Origin of the sequence: Limnobaculum zhutongyuii (genome assembly GCF_004295645.1) — a bacterium.
Taxonomy (GTDB): Bacteria; Pseudomonadota; Gammaproteobacteria; order Enterobacterales; family Enterobacteriaceae; genus Limnobaculum; species Limnobaculum zhutongyuii.
Genome location: NZ_CP034752.1, coordinates 1,444,450 through 1,461,476, shown reverse-complemented (window position 1 = coordinate 1,461,476; position 17,027 = coordinate 1,444,450). Strand labels below are relative to the sequence as shown.

Annotated in this window: 16 protein-coding genes and 1 pseudogene; 13 read left to right on the top strand and 4 right to left on the bottom strand. The window is 46.3% G+C overall.

The features are described from left to right. Nucleotides 1-15: 15 nt before the first annotated feature. Complete coding sequence (gene queC / locus EKN56_RS06200; RefSeq protein ID WP_130591004.1) at nt 16-705, bottom strand: 7-cyano-7-deazaguanine synthase QueC; 690 nt, start codon at nt 703-705, stop codon at nt 16-18. A gap of 255 nt (nt 706-960) precedes the next feature. On the opposite strand from queC, the gene pdxB reads away from it, so the two are divergent. The 10 genes from pdxB to EKN56_RS06150 all read left to right on the top strand — a co-directional run bounded on the left by pdxB (nt 961) and on the right by EKN56_RS06150 (nt 11,100). After that, the gene (gene pdxB, locus EKN56_RS06195; protein WP_130593617.1) at nt 961-2,088 is read left to right on the top strand and encodes a 4-phosphoerythronate dehydrogenase PdxB; all 1,128 of its coding nucleotides are present in this window, start codon (nt 961-963) and stop codon (nt 2,086-2,088) included. Nucleotides 2,089-2,187: 99 nt separating this feature from the next. Continuing rightward, the gene (locus EKN56_RS06190; protein ID WP_130591003.1) at nt 2,188-3,198 is read left to right on the top strand and encodes an aspartate-semialdehyde dehydrogenase; all 1,011 of its coding nucleotides are present in this window, start codon (nt 2,188-2,190) and stop codon (nt 3,196-3,198) included. Further along, nucleotides 3,198-4,013, top strand: coding sequence for a tRNA pseudouridine(38-40) synthase TruA (truA, locus tag EKN56_RS06185; protein ID WP_130591002.1), 816 nt, complete (start codon nt 3,198-3,200; stop codon nt 4,011-4,013). Before EKN56_RS06190 ends, truA begins: the two co-directional genes overlap by 1 nt. A gap of 12 nt (nt 4,014-4,025) precedes the next feature. Further along, nucleotides 4,026-4,691 carry a DedA family protein gene (locus EKN56_RS06180; protein ID WP_130591001.1) on the top strand — a complete coding sequence of 222 codons (666 nt, stop codon included), beginning with the start codon at nt 4,026-4,028 and terminating at the stop codon, nt 4,689-4,691. A 198-nt stretch (nt 4,692-4,889) separates the two neighbouring features. After that, on the top strand, nt 4,890-5,798 hold the full coding sequence (gene accD, locus EKN56_RS06175; protein ID WP_130591000.1) for an acetyl-CoA carboxylase, carboxyltransferase subunit beta: 909 nt from the start codon (nt 4,890-4,892) through the stop codon (nt 5,796-5,798). A gap of 90 nt (nt 5,799-5,888) precedes the next feature. Further along, entirely contained in the window at nt 5,889-7,169 is a 1,281-nt protein-coding gene (folC, locus tag EKN56_RS06170; RefSeq protein WP_130590999.1) for a bifunctional tetrahydrofolate synthase/dihydrofolate synthase, read from the top strand. Continuing rightward, a complete protein-coding gene (dedD, locus tag EKN56_RS06165; RefSeq protein ID WP_130590998.1) occupies nt 7,162-7,881 on the top strand; it encodes a cell division protein DedD in 720 nt (239 codons plus the stop codon). Before folC ends, dedD begins: the two co-directional genes overlap by 8 nt. A gap of 134 nt (nt 7,882-8,015) precedes the next feature. Beyond that, entirely contained in the window at nt 8,016-8,510 is a 495-nt protein-coding gene (gene cvpA / locus EKN56_RS06160; RefSeq protein ID WP_130593616.1) for a colicin V production protein, read from the top strand. Nucleotides 8,511-8,560: 50 nt separating this feature from the next. Further along, nucleotides 8,561-10,078, top strand: coding sequence for an amidophosphoribosyltransferase (gene purF, locus EKN56_RS06155; RefSeq protein ID WP_130590997.1), 1,518 nt, complete (start codon nt 8,561-8,563; stop codon nt 10,076-10,078). Nucleotides 10,079-10,524: 446 nt separating this feature from the next. Continuing rightward, nucleotides 10,525-11,100: a UbiX family flavin prenyltransferase gene (locus tag EKN56_RS06150; RefSeq protein ID WP_130590996.1), complete on the top strand. Its 576-nt coding sequence runs from the start codon at nt 10,525-10,527 to the stop codon at nt 11,098-11,100. Nucleotides 11,101-11,164: 64 nt separating this feature from the next. On the opposite strand, the gene EKN56_RS06145 is transcribed toward EKN56_RS06150, so the two are convergent. Next, nucleotides 11,165-12,238: a LacI family DNA-binding transcriptional regulator gene (locus tag EKN56_RS06145; protein WP_130590995.1), complete on the bottom strand. Its 1,074-nt coding sequence runs from the start codon at nt 12,236-12,238 to the stop codon at nt 11,165-11,167. 326 nt (nt 12,239-12,564) lie between these two features. On the opposite strand from EKN56_RS06145, the pseudogene EKN56_RS06140 reads away from it, so the two are divergent. Then, nucleotides 12,565-13,867 (top strand): annotated as a pseudogene (locus EKN56_RS06140) (MFS transporter). A gap of 115 nt (nt 13,868-13,982) precedes the next feature. Here the strand turns inward: EKN56_RS06140 and EKN56_RS06135 are convergent. Further along, the gene (locus tag EKN56_RS06135; protein WP_130590994.1) at nt 13,983-14,885 is read right to left on the bottom strand and encodes a TIGR01777 family oxidoreductase; all 903 of its coding nucleotides are present in this window, start codon (nt 14,883-14,885) and stop codon (nt 13,983-13,985) included. A gap of 104 nt (nt 14,886-14,989) precedes the next feature. Then, nucleotides 14,990-15,640 (bottom strand): glutathione binding-like protein, encoded by a 651-nt coding sequence (locus tag EKN56_RS06130; protein WP_168189615.1) that lies wholly within the window; start codon nt 15,638-15,640, stop codon nt 14,990-14,992. A gap of 195 nt (nt 15,641-15,835) precedes the next feature. On the opposite strand from EKN56_RS06130, the gene yfcE reads away from it, so the two are divergent. Together yfcE and yfcD are read left to right on the top strand one after the other, a co-directional pair. Continuing rightward, the gene (gene yfcE, locus EKN56_RS06125; RefSeq protein WP_130590992.1) at nt 15,836-16,393 is read left to right on the top strand and encodes a phosphodiesterase; all 558 of its coding nucleotides are present in this window, start codon (nt 15,836-15,838) and stop codon (nt 16,391-16,393) included. Nucleotides 16,394-16,396: 3 nt separating this feature from the next. After that, nucleotides 16,397-16,948 (top strand): NUDIX hydrolase YfcD, encoded by a 552-nt coding sequence (gene yfcD / locus EKN56_RS06120; RefSeq protein ID WP_130590991.1) that lies wholly within the window; start codon nt 16,397-16,399, stop codon nt 16,946-16,948. Nucleotides 16,949-17,027 lie beyond the last annotated feature (79 nt).

The window sequence follows — 17,027 nt, the reverse complement described above, 5'->3', positions numbered from 1 at the left end:
TGTTTATCAAAAAACTTAACTTAACGTCAGTTTGCCTTTCAGCTGTGCCATGACCTGCTGGCGATTATCCTGATAAGTTTTTAAGCCATTTGCACGTAAATGGCAGGCCGGGCATTCACCACAGCCATCCCCCTGAATACCGTTGTAGCAGGTCAGGGTTTGGTGGCGGATTAGCGCCAGTTTGCCGTAATAATCGGCCAATGCCCAGGTTTCAGCTTTATCCAGCCACATCAATGGCGTTTCAAATTTCACCGGAGAGTCCATGCCTAACGCAACCGCATGATTTAATGCTTTAACAAACTCATCACGACAGTCTGGGTAGCCGGAAAAATCAGTTTCGCATACGCCAGTTATCACGGTCTGCGCTTTGATTTGATAGGCATAAATGGCTGCAAGCGTCAGAAACAGGATATTTCTACCGGGGACAAAGGTATTAGGAACACCATCATCCACACTGGTAGGAACAGGAATATTGTCACGGGTTAAGCTACTGATAGCCAATTGATTTAATAAGCCTGTATCCAGCACTTTATGGGCGGTAGCGCCGAGCTGTTTGGCCAGCGTTCTGGCAACATCAATTTCAGCCTGATGACGTTGACCGTAATCGAAGGTGACGCAATGAACTTCGTCGTATTGTGTCAGTGCCTGAATCAGGCAGGTTGTAGAGTCCTGACCACCACTAAAAACAACCACTGCACGTTTCATAATCACTCCATCACTGTTTCTATCTGATATCCCTGCAATCGGGGAAATAGCATATACATTCAGGGTATTCTTCATTACATTGTTCTGGATTGTCTGACTGACAATATGGCAAATATAGTGATATCAGGGATACCCATAACCGGCAAAGCAGCTAATAATAGTGATTCCCAGGGGATGTTGCCATGTTTTATTATGGATAGCCTTCAATCCAAACCAACGATTTCTGCTCATGTGGAACAGATAAGAGAAAATAACGTGAAAATTTTGGCTGATGAAAATATGCCTTATGCTCGTGAACTTTTCGGGCAGTTGGGAGAGGTAAGTTTGGTTGCCGGACGGCAGTTAAACACGGAGCGCTTAGCGGATGCCGATGTGCTGATGGTGCGTTCCGTTACCAAAGTTAATGGTGAGCTGCTAAGTGGTTCTCAGATTCGCTTTGTGGGTACAGCAACAGCGGGTACTGACCATGTTGATGATATCTGGCTTAAACAACATGGCATTGGCTTCTCGGGGGCGCCGGGGTGCAATGCGATTGCGGTGGTTGAATACGTTTTCTCTTCCTTGTTAATGCTGGCTGAACGTGATGGTTTTCAACTCAGAGATAAAACCGTTGGTATTGTTGGCGTTGGTAACGTTGGCTCACGATTAAATAATCGTTTAAAAGCGTTAGGGATCCGAACGCTGTTATGCGATCCACCACGCGCTCGTAAAGAAAAAAACACGGATTTTTTACCGCTGGAAACGCTGGTGCAACAGGCGGATATTTTAACTTTCCACACCCCTTTGCATAAAGATGGTGAGGATAAAACCTTCCATATGGTGGATGAGTCAGTGCTGGCCGCCATGGCTCCCGGACGTATTTTGATTAATGCCAGCCGCGGTGCCGTGGTGGATAATATTGCTTTACTGCGAGCGCTGGAAAAAGGAAAGCAGTTGAGTACCATTCTTGACGTCTGGGAACCTGAACCTGATTTATTGCTGCCATTATTGGCACAAGTAGATATTGGTACTCCACACATAGCGGGTTATTCACTGGAAGGTAAGGCTCGCGGTACGACTCAAATTTATCATGCATTGAGTGAATATATGGGGCAGCCGAAAAGTATTGAGCTCTCTTCACTATTACCTCAGGCAGAATTCAACCATATCACTTTTAATGGTGAATTAGACGAACACAGGCTAAAACGATTAGTGCATCTGGTGTATGATGTGCGCCGTGATGATGCGCCACTGAGAAAAGTGGCAGGCCAGCGCGGTGAGTTTGACCGTTTACGTAAAGAGTATGTCGAACGCAGAGAGTGGTCCTCTCTGACCGTTGAGTGTGACAATGTTGATACTGCCACTCAGCTTCAGCAGCTTGGTTTTAGCGTCAGATATCGATAACACCTGATTTAAAATGATTTCATGACATGCGCTTTCTTCTCAAAGAGAAGACGGGGCGTGTTGTGATGTGCATACATGTAACGATTTGGAGAATTCAGCATGACTGATGGTTGGCAAGTTGCGGTACTTGGGGCGACAGGAGCAGTAGGTGAAGCCCTGCTTGAGCTGTTACAGGAACGCAATTTCCCCGTAGGAGAACTGTATCTTTTAGCCAGTGAACGTACAGCCGGTGAAACGCTGCGCTTTAATGGTAAAAGTATTGTGGTACAGAATGCAGCTGAATTTGACTGGTCACAGGCTCAATTGGCTTTCTTTGTTGCCGGTGCTGAAGCGGCGGTGCGCTATGCGGATGAGGCGGCAAACAGTGGATGCCTGGTGATTGATAACAGCGGCGTGTTTTCTCTTGAGCCAGAAGTGCCTTTAGTGGTGCCTGGGGTAAATAATCATGCGCTGGCGGAGTATCGTAATCGTAATATTGTTGCCGTAGCGGATAGTTTAACCAGTCAGTTACTGACGGCTATCAAACCGCTTTCTGAAGCTGCCGGGCTTTCCCGACTTCAGGTTACTACCATGCTATCAGCTTCTGCACACGGTAAAGCGGCAGTTGACGATCTGGCTGGTCAGAGTGCGCGTCTGCTAAACGGTTTGCCGGTAGAAGAGGGATTCTTTAACAAGCAGTTGGCGTTTAACCTGCTGCCGTTATTACCTGATTCAGAGGGAAGCGTCCGAGAAGAGCGTCGTATGGTGGATGAAACCCGTAAGGTATTGCAGGATGAGGGACTGGCGATTTCCATTTCTTGTATTCAATCTCCGGTATTCTACGGTAATGCGCAAGTGGTACATATGGAAGGATTACGTCCGGTATCCGCTGAAGAAGCTTACGATGAACTCTCTAATGCTGAAGATATTCAACTGAGCGAGAATGATGATTACCCGACGCAGGTTGGTGATGCGACAGGCAATCCACACTTGAGCGTTGGTTGTTTGCGTAACGACTATGGCATTCCTGAACAGATCCAGTTCTGGTCAGTGGCTGACAATATCCGTTTTGGCGGTGCATTGATGATGGTTAAAACGGCGGAGAGCCTGACTCAGGAGTATTTTTACTGATGTCAGAGGCGGGCAAAACCAAGGTTGCATTAGGCATAGAATATGATGGTAGTGCCTATTACGGTTGGCAGCGTCAACAGGAAGTTGCCAGCGTACAGGGGCATTTGGAACAGGCATTAACTCAAGTGGCTAACCAGCCAATATCCGTTTTTTGTGCTGGTCGTACCGATGCTGGCGTACATGCGACCGGGCAGGTTGTTCATTTTGAAACTGATGTCCAACGTCAGGATGTTGCCTGGACCATGGGAGTGAATGCCAACCTACCAAAGAATATTGCTGTACGTTGGGTTAAACGGGTTGATGAGGATTTTCATGCTCGTTTCAGTGCAACGGCGCGACGTTACCGCTATATTATTTATAACCATCGTTTTCGTCCCGCCATTTTAAGCAGTGGTGTTACCCATTTTCATTTACCGCTGGACGAAACGCGTATGCATCGTGCCGGTCAGTATCTGTTAGGGGAAAATGACTTTACTTCCTTTCGGGCAGTACAGTGCCAGTCACGGACTCCCTGGCGAAATGTAAATCATTTAAATGTTACACGACAGGGGGCTTATGTAGTGGTAGATATAAAGGCCAATGCGTTTGTGCATCATATGGTGAGAAATATTGTTGGCAGCCTGTTGGAAGTGGGTTGTGGCAATCAGGATGAACACTGGATAGCTGAATTACTGGCAGCCAAAGATCGTACGTTGGCCGCCGCAACGGCAAAAGCGGAAGGTCTGTATTTAGTGGCCGTGGATTACCCGGAACGCTTTGAATTACCCGACTTACCCTTAGGCCCGCTTTTTTTAGATAACAACCTTTGTGGATGATTAACACCTGCTATGGATTACATTACTTATTTAATTGATTTCATTCTCCATATCGATGTGCATTTAGCACAGATTTTTGAAAATTACGGTATGTGGGTGTATGGCATCCTGTTTTTGATTCTGTTTTGCGAGACCGGTTTAGTGGTAACACCGTTCTTGCCAGGGGATTCGCTGCTATTTGTCGCTGGTGCGCTATCGGCGTTGCCGGGAAATGATATTAATGTTCATGCCATGGTGGCATTGATGATTACCGCCGCTATTTTAGGTGATGCGGTAAACTACACCATTGGTAAACTGTTTGGTGAACAACTATTTAGAAACCCTGACTCTAAAATATTTCGCAGAAGCTATCTGGTGAAAACCCACGAGTTTTATGAGCGTCACGGTGGAAAAACCATTATCCTGGCTCGATTTGTTCCGATCGTCAGGACATTTGCGCCGTTCGTTGCCGGTATGGGGCATATGAGCTATCGTCATTTTGCCGCTTATAATATTATTGGTGCAGTGGTCTGGGTTGTGCTGTTCACCTATGCAGGATATATTTTTGGCGATTTAAAGATTGTGCAAGATAATTTAAAATTATTAATCGTAGCGATTATTATTATTTCCGTAATGCCGGGGGTGATCGAAGTTATTCGTCATCGCCGCGCGGCAGCAAAAAATAAAAACATCCAATAATTCATGTTGTTATGATTTTTGCTATACAGAATAAAGGGTTCCGATAAGTTTTTAGTCCACTCTATCGGAGCGTTATGGTTTAATGGGCGATTATTTGTGTCATATACCTGTGTCAGACAGTGACTGTCATTATCACGGGAAGATATCCGTCTGAATAACAGACCAGCACTATGCTCGGTTTAAACAGAAAGGTCATCAATGAGCTGGATTGAAAGAATTCTAAGTAAGAGCAGCGCTCCGACGCGCAAAGCTAGCATCCCTGAAGGGGTTTGGACCAAGTGTGACAGCTGTGGTCAGGTGCTTTACCGCGCTGAACTGGATCGTAATCTGGATGTTTGTCCTAAGTGCGATCACCATATGCGTATGGGTGCTCGGGTACGTTTGCATAGCTTCCTGGATAAAGGCAGCGAAGTTGAGCTCGGCAGTGAACTTGAACCTAAAGATCTGCTGAAATTTAAAGACTCTAAAAAGTATAAAGATCGTTTGTCCGCAGCTCAGAAAGAGACAGATGAAAAAGATGCGCTTATCGTAATGAAAGGCACCCTGTACGGGATGCCGGTTGTGGTTGCATCATTTGAATTCTCTTTTATGGGCGGTTCAATGGCATCAGTGGTTGGCGCCCGTTTTGTTCGCGGTGTTGAGCAGGCACTGGAAGATAATTGCCCACTGATCTGTTTCTCTGCCAGCGGCGGTGCCCGTATGCAGGAAGCACTGTTTTCTCTGATGCAGATGGCAAAAACCAGCGCAGCATTAGCAAAAATGCAAGAGCGCGGTTTACCTTATATTTCAGTATTAACTGACCCAACGATGGGCGGTGTTTCTGCCAGTCTGGCAATGCTGGGCGATATCAACGTAGCAGAGCCAAAAGCATTGATTGGTTTTGCCGGCCCGCGGGTTATTGAACAAACCGTACGTGAAAAGTTACCACCGGGCTTCCAGCGTAGTGAGTTCCTGATTGAGAAAGGGGCAATTGATATGATTGTCCGTCGTCCTGAAATGCGTCAGCGTTTAGCTGGCCTGCTGGCAAAAATGACCGGTAAGCCTCTGCCTCATGAAGGTGAAACTCAGGGCGAACCTTCAGAGCCCGCGCAAGACGCGGAAGAGTAACTCTGAACGGCGATTTACTAATGATATTGCACAATCCGGCCTTTTGGCCGGTTTGTGCAAAACAATACCGTAGCTAAGTGAACGGGAATCATGAAAGATCTGGAAATACCACAAGCCACGTCGCCTCTTGCCTCGTGGCTTTATTATCTCGAGCACTTGCATAGCAAGGCTATCGAATTAGGGCTGGAACGGGTTCGTTCTGTAGCCGAGCGTCTTGACCTGCTTAAGCCTGCCCCCTATGTGTTTACCGTTGCCGGAACTAACGGCAAAGGTACGACTTGCCGAATGTTGGAAATGATTTTGATGGCCGAAGGCTATCGCGTAGGCGTTTACAGTTCCCCCCATTTGATTCGTTATACTGAACGAGTACGAATTCAGGGACAGGAACTGACGGAAAATGACCACACTCAGGCTTTTTCCCTGATTGAACAGGGAAGGGGTGAAACTTCGCTGACCTATTTTGAGTTTGGCACGCTTTCAGCGTTTCAGCTGTTTAAGCAAGCCAAACTGGATGTGGTTATTCTGGAAGTTGGGCTGGGTGGTCGTCTTGATGCAACAAACATTGTTGATGCTGACGTGGCTGTTGTTACCAGTATTGCTCTGGACCATACTGACTGGTTGGGTTTCGATCGTGAAAGTATTGGTCGTGAAAAAGCCGGCATTTTCCGCTCAGAACATCCGGCTGTAGTTGGCGAACCTGAGATGCCACAAAGCATTGCTGATGTGGCTCATCAGCTTAATGCACCTCTCTACCGACGTGGTCATGAGTGGTCATTCAGTGTGAATCCTGCGGGAGATAGCTGGAGCTGGCAGGCGAATGGGGAACAACTCAGTTCGTTACCATTACCCAATATACCATTAGCGAATGCGGCTACTGCATTAGCGGCCCTGCATTACTCTTCGCTGAATCTGGGAGAGGATGCAATTCATCAGGCGCTACAGCAAGCGACACTGCCGGGCCGTTTCCAGACGATTGGTCAGTCACCGCTAAGAATTCTTGATGTGGCCCATAACCCTCATGCTGCAAGCTATTTAGCCGAGCGTTTGGCGGCATTGCCTGAGCGGGGTGGAAAGGTATACGCAGTCGTTGGCATGTTGTCGGATAAAGATATTGAAGGCACTCTGGCATTACTAAAACCTCAAGTGGATATATGGTATTGCGCTCCTCTGGAAGGGCCGCGTGGCGCAACAGCAGAACAGCTGGCGCAATATTTACCGCAACCACGTATCTTTTCTGATGTTAAGCAGGCCTGGAATCAGGCGCTGCAGGATGCTGGTAGTCAGGACACCATTATTGTCTGTGGTTCCTTCCACACGGTTGCACACGTGATGGAAGCGCTGGAGTCATGCACAGGAGAACAGGATGGCTAGTCAATTTCAGAACCGGCTGGTGGGGGCAGTGATTATTGTCGCCATTGGGGTCATTGTTATTCCCAGCCTGTTTGATGGTAAGAAAAAACATTATGAAGATGAGTTTGCTTCGATTCCTCTGGTACCTAAAGAGGGAGACGATCAAAACACAGAGATTCTGCCTTCGGTAAATCACAATTTACCTCCGGTGAATACCGGGGCTACCGCACCAGACACGACCAGTGGTTCTGAACCGGGTGTTATAACGCCGCCACCACAGGCGACAGATAATGGTGGGGCAACGTTACCTCCGGAAGTCGTACCACCGACTCAAAAGCCAGAAGTGAAACCCGAGCCGAAGCCTGAACCAAAACCAGAGCCTAAGCCGGAGCCAAAACCGACGGTGAAGCCAGCAGATCCTAAACCGGAAGCTAAACCAACGGTTAAACCGACGGAGCCAGCTAAACCAGTAGAAAAGCCACCGGTTGGTCAGGCCTATATCGTTCAGCTTGGCGCATTTAAAAATGCCGATAAGGTGAATGAGTTAGTTGCTACTTTGCGTTTATCTGGTTACCGAGTGTATACGATCCCGGCCACGCCGGTTCAGGGGCAGATTACCCGTTTAGTGGTGGGGCCCGATCCTTCAAAACAGAAGCTTGAAGCATCACTATCAGATTTACATCGACTGACGGGTCTTAGCGGACAAGTTAAAGCATATAGTACCGGACGATAACGTTTGCTTAAGTGGAAAAACGATACGCAAACGTTTTCTTTTTCTGTTAGAATGCGCTGCAAATCAGACGGCGTAGCATTTACATAGGCTGATTTTATGAAGTACCACATTATGAATACATGGATGTACATATGTTGAACTGGGTTGACTATGCCATTATCGGCATCATTGTTTTTTCAGTGCTGGTTAGCCTGATTCGGGGATTCGTTCGTGAAGCGTTGTCATTGGTAACCTGGGTAGCGGCATTTTTTGTAGCCAGCCAATTTTACCCTTACCTGACAGTCTATTTTACGCAGTTTCAGGATGAGTTGGTACGTAATGGAATTGCTATCGCCGCGCTATTTATTGCGACATTGATTGTGGGTGCTATTGTTAACTATGTAATAGGTTCCCTGGTTAAACATACCGGACTTTCCGGCACGGACCGCGTTTTGGGCATCTGTTTTGGTGCTTTAAGAGGCGTGCTAATTGTGGCGGCGTTACTGTTTTTCCTTGATTCATTTACATCGTTTTCTCAAAGTACAGACTGGGTACAGTCCCAGTTGATCCCGCAATTTAGTCATATTATCAAGTGGTTCTTTGACTACTTGCAAAGTTCGTCGAGTTTCTTGCCTCACGTTACGCAATAGACATTTTCGTCAGGGTGGACGTGGGGTGATACTGATGAGGAAAAGACAGCATGTGCGGTATTGTCGGTATTGTTGGTTTTACACCAGTCAACCAATCCATCTATGATGCGCTCACGGTGCTTCAGCACCGTGGGCAGGATGCAGCGGGTATTGTTACTATTGATGAAAATAACAATTTTCGCTTAAGAAAAGCCAACGGTCTGGTAAAAGACGTGTTTGAGATGCGGCATATGCATCGCCTGCAGGGGAATATGGGTATCGGACATGTTCGTTATCCCACCGCCGGTGGTTCCAGTGCTTCCGAAGCTCAACCGTTTTACGTTAACTCTCCTTATGGTATCTCTCTGGCGCACAATGGTAATTTGACCAATGCCCATGAATTGAAGCATAAGATGTTTGAAGTGGCGCGTCGCCACATTAACACCACCTCCGATTCTGAAGTGCTGTTGAATATTCTGGCCAGCGAGCTGGATAACTTCCGCCACTATCCGTTAACGCCTGAAGATATTTTTACTTCGGTTCGTAATACCCATAAATTAATCCGCGGCGCTTACGCCTGTGTGGCAATGATTATTGGTCACGGCATGCTGGCATTTCGCGATCCTAATGGCATTCGACCATTAGTGATTGGCAAACGTAAACTGACAGACGGCCGTATCGAGTATATGGTTGCTTCTGAGAGCGTGGCGTTAGATACCCTGGGCTTTGAGTTCCTGCGTGATGTAGAGCCGGGAGAGGCTATCTACGTGTCGGAACAGGGGCAAATGTTTACTCAACAGTGCGCCGATAATCCGCAAAGTCATCCTTGCCTGTTTGAATATGTTTATTTTGCCCGTCCGGACTCTTTTATCGACAAGATTTCCGTATACAGCGCTCGTGTTCGTATGGGTAAAAAGCTGGGTGAGAAAATTGCTCGTGAGTGGGACGATTTGGATATCGATGTCGTGATTCCTATTCCGGAAACCTCTTGTGATATCGCTCTGGAAATTGCCCGTATTCTTGATAAGCCTTACCGTCAGGGTTTTGTGAAAAATCGCTATGTGGGCCGGACATTTATTATGCCGGGTCAGCAGGCACGTAAACAGTCGGTTCGCCGTAAGCTTAACGCAAACCGCGCCGAGTTTCGTGATAAGAATGTGCTGTTGGTGGATGATTCCATTGTGCGCGGTACCACCTCAGAACAGATTGTGGAAATGGCCCGTGAAGCTGGCGCTAAAAAGGTCTATCTGGCGTCGGCAGCACCTGAAGTACGTTTCCCTAACGTTTATGGTATTGATATGCCAACTGCCAATGAGTTAATCGCTCACGGCCGGGAAGTGGCAGAAATTAATCAAATCATCGGTGCGGATGCGTTAATTTTCCAGAATCTGGACGATCTGGTTGAAGCTGTGCGTGAAGATAATCATGATATTGAGAAATTTGAGAGCTCAGTATTCGATGGTATATATGTCACACGGGATATCGACCAAAACTACCTCGATTATCTGGATACTCTGCGTAATGATGATGCTAAGGCTGACGTCGACCATCATAATGCCGAGAATCTGGAGATGTATAACGAAGGGTAGATTGGCAGCTATTAGTGATTGAACGTCGAAAATGCCGTGCTGATGTTTCAGTGCGGCATTTGAGGCTGCTGGCAAACCTAATAATCAGTATCTGTGAATATTCCGACCGTAAAAACGATATTGCTCAAATCACTTTCGTGCTCGGTCGGAAGACCATCTGTACTTAGCTGTAGAGCGTGTCGGGCCTAGATTCCCTAGGGGCGCTCCGGCAGCTAAAGCTGCTACGACCCCAACGGCAATCTCTCCCTCCGATTGGCTATGCTAAAAAACAAAACTAATATAAAACTGAATCATATGACTTTGTTATCAGTCTGAAATGCTGTGCTGATGTTTCAGTGCGGCATTTTTTATTCATCAGGGTTATTACCCAATAGGATTCTGATTGATAAAGTATCCTGATTACGGCAAAGTCCTGTCATTATTCAGCGAATGCGAAGAGTTTTCTTATGAAACGTTTGATTGTTGGTATTTCCGGCGCCAGTGGTGCAATCTATGGTGTCCGCCTGCTACAGGTTCTGCAAAGTTGTGCGGAAGTTGAAACCCATTTGATTGTCAGTAATGCTGCCCGTCAGACGTTGGCGATGGAAACGGATTATAGTTTGCGTGATGTTACCTCATTGGCCTCTGTGGTTCATGATGTGCGGGATATTGCCGCTTCGGTTTCTTCCGGTTCGTTTCGCTGTCACGGTATGGTGATTTTGCCATGTTCGATGAAAACCCTGTCGGCTATCGTAAATAGTTACACCGATGATTTATTAAGCCGGGCTGCGGATGTGACGCTAAAAGAGCGTAAACCGCTGGTATTGTGCGTGCGGGAAACGCCATTGCATCTTGGACATTTGCGTTTAATGACGCAGGCTGCGGAACTGGGTGCAGTGATTATGCCTCCGGCCCCGGCATTTTATCATCGGCCTCAAAGCGTGCAGGATATCGTTGATCAAACGGTAAACCGGGTGTTGGACCAGCTTGATATTCAGTTAGAACAGGATCTGTTTGAGCGTTGGCAGGGCAGTAAACCATAAGACAACCAATGACTTTTTCCAATATTGATGGTTATTTCAGAACGCTGAAATAACCATCAACCTTTTACTCATCATACAACCCGTTGTTACGTACTTCCGTATGGCTTTTATTTGGACGAATGCGGCGTACCGATTCACGAATGACCAGCGTGCCGTTTAGCAATAAGTTACCGACAGGAGCCTGTGGGCGAATCAGACGCTGTTGAAGAATATGTACTGCTTCTTCGCCCAGCTGATCGCGCGGAACGTGAACAGAGGTCAATGGAACATCATGGATGGCAGCAAGGTTGAAGCCATCAATACTCATCACCGAAATGTCATTAGGAACCCGCAATCCTGCTTTTTGCAGCGCACTAACGGCGCCTGCCGCCATAAAATCCCCTCCCACCAGTAACGCGCTGGGTAATTTATCCCGTGGCGTCACAGCAAGAAAATCACTGATTAGCTGTTCGCTTTCTTTGGCGCTAAAGCTTTGTGCGGTTATCAGATGCCGATCGTCATCAAAAGCAAGATTATGGGCTTCCCAGGCATCCCGAATTCCGGCAAGGCGCAACTCCATGGTATGACGTCGCAGGCACAGCAGATTAACCACCGATTTATGACCCAGTTCGAACAGGTAGCTTGCGGCATACTCACCAATAAGCTGATTGTCAGGGGAAACGCCTGGCAGGCGCATTTTGCGGTCGCGGCAGTTTATCAAAACGCATGGCTTAGCTAAGTCCACCGCCAAATCATGAATATGGGGATCGTCAATACCCAGCAGAATCACCGCTTCGGTATCAGGTTCATTCATTTTTGTCAGAAACAGGTTGGTATCGCTATCCAGCTCTTCCAGTGCGCAATAGCGTAACCGTACTTCATGGGCACTCAACGCTTTGCTGATGCCCTGAATTACACGGTAATAGAAAACATCCAGACGCTCATCAAAGGCCCTCTGAGGGGCAAATACCATCAGATTATTGAGTAATAAGCGTCCTGCAGCCATTCCTTGCAGTACACCATTCTGCTGCGCGCAAGCCAGAATCCGTTGTTTTGCCGCTTCACTGGTATTGGCTTTGCCTGCTAATACTCTTGAAACCGTACTGATAGACAACCCGGTTTGAGCAGCAATTTCGCTTATTTTTAGCTTTTTACTCATTCTGTGATCTATGCCCATTTTGTAAATGAAAAAATTTTCATCTGTTAGCGTTCGCCATTCTCAATGCTGTTTAACTAAATGTTTATTCGATTATTTCAGTCTGATGAAAATAATTGCAGCAAATCTGCTATTGGTTGATTTATAACTCATTTAGGCTCGATTTGTCGATTTGTCGATTTGTCGATTTGTCGATTTGTCGAATTGCTTTTAGCTTTTCTACGTAAAAAATTTAAATAAAAAATCATTAATCAGATGGTTAAAGAGAGTGACCGCCGGAGGGTTGTCATACCAGCGCTGATTATTATCTCGGCAAGGAGAAGATCAACATGAGTTCTGAAATAAATCAGGATGTGACCACAGTGAAGGCCACGCGAACTATCCGCAACCTGCGTTGGTGGGTATTGGTACTGTTTTTGATGGGAGTCACTGTTAACTACATTACCCGTAACTCACTTGGTATTTTGGCGCCGGAGTTAAAAAACAGTTTGGGTATTACCACTGAGCAATACTCATGGATTGTTGGTGCATTTCAGTTAGCTTACACGGTTTTCCAGCCAATATGCGGCTGGTTAATTGATGTGATAGGCCTGAAGTTGGGCTTCCTGGTATGTGCGATTGTCTGGTCAATTGTTTGTATGATGCATGCCGGAGCGGGAAGCTGGCTACAATTAGCTATTTTACGTTTTATGATGGGCGGTGCTGAAGCGGCAGCCACGCCAGCTAACGCCAAAACCATTGGAGAGTGGTTTCCTAAAAAGGAGCGTCCGGTTGCAGCCGGTTGGGCCGGGGTCGGCTTCTCTATTGGTGCAATGCTGGCTCCGCCTATTATCTATTTTGCACATGCCTCTTTTGGCTGGCAGGGTGCATTTATGTTTACCGGTATTCTGGCGATGGTGTGGGTTATTCTTTGGTGGTTGTTCTATCACAACCCTGAGCAACATCCGAATTTGAGTAAAGAAGAGCTGGCATTCATCAAACAAGATAACGAAGCGCCAGCGGTGAAATTACCGTTCTTTACTGCGTTGAAGACCGTGTCAAAAAACAAGCGTTTTTATGGTATTGCCATACCGGCATTTATGGCAGAACCAGCCTGGGCAGTACTAAGCTTTTGGGTTCCTCTGTATCTTGCTAATGAGCGGGGGTATGGACTTAAAACAGATTGCTATGTTTGCCTGGCTGCCATTTTTAGCGGCGGATCTGGGCAGTGTCGCCAGTGGTTATCTGACTAAGCTGTATGCTCGCTGGTTTGGCTGCTCACGTACCAACTCCGTAGTGGCCAGTTCTGTTACTGGTGCCTTTATGATGCTTTCTCTGGCTTTGGTGGCGGTAACGAAAGATCCCTACATCGCTATTGTATTGATCTCTATCGGTGGTTTTGGTCACCAAATCATTTCTTGTATGTTGAGTGCGCTGGTGGTGGACTCTTTTGATAAAGGCCAGATGGCAACGGTTAATGGTATGCGGGGTTCAGCCGCATGGATCGCCAGTTTTCTGTTCTCATTATTAATCGGTGTTACCGCCGATAAGATAGGCTTTAATCCACTGTTTATTGCGATGGGGTTCTTTGACCTGATTGGTGCAATATTCCTGGTGTCTTTTATTGCCGAGCGTCGCACTAAAAGCGCCTGAGATGAATAACCAATACCCATAAACTAAACACCAGACCCGAACACCTATAAGCGCCAGAACAGGCTTATAGGTGTTGGTTAACCTCTGGGGATGAACGATATTTATTCCTCGATGATTAATCCTTTGGAAACAAATTCTCAAACGCCTTTTCTAAGTCAGTAAACTCAAAACGATATCCCGCTTCTTCCAGCCGTTTTGGCAATGCATGTTGACCACCCAGTACCAATACTGCCGATTCCCCCATCAGTAAGCGAATAACAAATGCCGGAGTGCGGAAGAAATGCGGCCTGTCGATGGCTGAAGCCAGAAGGTCGGTAAATAGTTCATTATGTACCGGATAAGGAGAAACCATATTATATGGGCCTTCCAGCTTAGGAGTAGTCAGTAAAAACAGGATGGCATTCACCATATCGTTAATGTGAATCCAGGGCATATATTGCAGACCTGATCCTAATGGACCACCGAGACCTATTTTAAATATGGGTAACATTTTGGCCAGCGCTCCGCCTTCGGTTGATAACACTATACCAGTGCGCAGCAGACAAACCCGGGTGCGATCGCTTTTTGCCAACAGGGCTTCCTCTTCCCAACGCTGACAGAGAGTATGAGTAAATTCCGGATGAGGCATTTCGTCTTCGGTGACTACGCTTTGGCCCTGATCGCCGTAATAACCAACGGCAGAGCCGGAAATAAACACCGATGGAGGCGTATGACTATCGATAAATAGCTTGCTGAGATGGGCGGTTAATTGCCAGCGACTGTTGCACAGTCGTCTTTTCTGTACCGTTGTCCAGCGTTTATCTGCAATGGGTTCACCTGCCAGATTGATTACCGCATCGAAATCATCGAGATTTTTCAGACTATCCAGCCCATTGATATAGCGGGCACTATCGCCAAACAGCAATCTGGCTTTTTCAATGCTGCGGCTAACCACAGTAATGGTGTGGGACTGCAATAACAGGCTTTTGGTCAAATGACGACCGATAAGTCCGGTAGCACCTGTAATAAGTATATGCATGGGCGATCTCCTGAAGCAGTCGTAAGGAATAAAACCGTCTAGCATCTACTTATCATAGCGGATAGTTGACACAAAATATTATGATCGCTCACAACTTTGTGTTTTTACTCTCTTTTGCCTTTTAATTGCCATTCGGTATCTATCCTTTTAGCAATAACAACTGCCTGTCGTTTACTTATGCGTTGATACCAGTTATTGACGGCCGGGTAATTTTGTAAATCAATACGTTGCTTTTGATAAGCATCAACCAAAGGATAAAGGGCAATGTCTGCAATACTGTAGCTGTCTCCGGCAATATACATATTCTTGGTCAAATTTTGATTAAGCGACTGATAGACCGCAATGGTTTCATTTTGATACAGCTCGATGGTTGAGGGAATGATGCGTTTAGAGTGGTGGCTGAAATACTCCATATTTTCCAGCGTTGACATTAATTTGTTTTCTACCCAAAATAGCCATTGCAGCACATCATAGCGATGACGAAGTCCAAAAGAAGCCAGATGGCCGCTTTTTTCAGCCAGATACACCAGAATGGTGCTTGCTCCATATAACGTTAAAGGCGGTTCACCGGTATGCGGCTTGGGATCAATAATTATCGGACCTCTCTCTTCAGGGGATAAGGTCGTCAGCGTTTGCAGCGGATAATCGACATTGCTGAGCTTGAAAGGATGTATGCTGTAAGACAGCTCAAGCTCTTCAAGAAAGATAGCGATCTTTTTTCCATCAGGAATTGGGGTGTAATAAAATTTAATCATAGTTCCCTCCATGTCATAAATTTTACTGGCTTAATAATGTTATTGGTTTTTTCCCTGTAACCAATGGGTATATTATGCCGGGAGAAGCCTTTTTTATTCAGTAAAATGTGCGGTAATCTTAAGATAATATTTTTTAATGCAGTGCCAGTGGTCAAAATCCCACTTTGACTGATTTTATATTCAGGATATTCACTGATGAAATTGATGTTTGCATCTGATTTACATGGTTCTTTATCAGCAACTCAATTGGTATTAGAACGCTTTGAGCATTCCGGTGCTGACTGGTTAATTTTACTGGGTGATTTGTTATATCACGGCCCTCGTAACCCATTGCCGGATCGGTATAATCCTGCAGAAGTAGCGCTGTATCTTAACCGCTTTGCTGATAGAATCATGGCTGTGCGTGGGAATTGTGATAGTGAAGTAGACCAAATGCTATTACACTTTCCAATAGAGGCAACCTGGCAACAGGTATTACTTGAACAACGCCGGTTGTTTTTAACTCATGGGCACCATTATCATCCTGATAAACTCCCTGCGTTACGTACCGGGGATGTGTTTGTTTATGGTCATACGCACATACCTCAGGCTGAAAAGCGTGAGAATATTTACTTATTAAATCCGGGATCTGCCAGTCTGCCTAAAGGTGGATACCCGGCTAGTTTTGGTATGCTGAGCGATGGTGTGTTACAGGTGCTAAGCTTGCAACAACAAGAGCCCATCATTCAGGTATCTTTAGAGAAAAGGTTTTAACAGATGGAAGAACAAGAGCAGGCCGAACAGGTTGAGTGGGTCGATGTTGTTGATGAGAATAACAATGTGATGGCTCAGGTAACTCGCCAGCAAATGCGGCAGAAGAATTTACGCCATCGGGCAACCTATATTGTGGTTCATAACGGTATGGGAAAAATTTTAGTACAGCGCCGTACTGAGATTAAGGATTTCTACCCGGGTTGGCTTGATGCCACGGCAGGTGGTGTCGTTCAGCAAGGGGAAGACATGCTGACTTCAGCCCGCCGCGAAGCGGAAGAGGAACTGGGTATTGCCGATGTGCCATTTGCCGATCACGGTACCTTTTACTATGAATCGGATAACTGCATGGTCTGGGGAGCGCTGTTTAGCTGTATTACCCATGGCCCATTCGCCCTGCAGGAAGAAGAGATTGAGAGCGTACATTGGTTGACGCTGGAAGAGATCAATCAGCGAGCCGATGAGTTTACTCCGGATTCTGTCAAAGCGCTTAATCTATGGGTGACGCGTAATCCTGAGCAGCAAGAAATTGCGGAAAGCATCGAACATCAAGCCTGATATCAGACGATTTTCATTAGCATTAACCGATTTCAGCCAATAAAAATGCCGGGTATTAAGCCCGGCATTTTTTTCACCA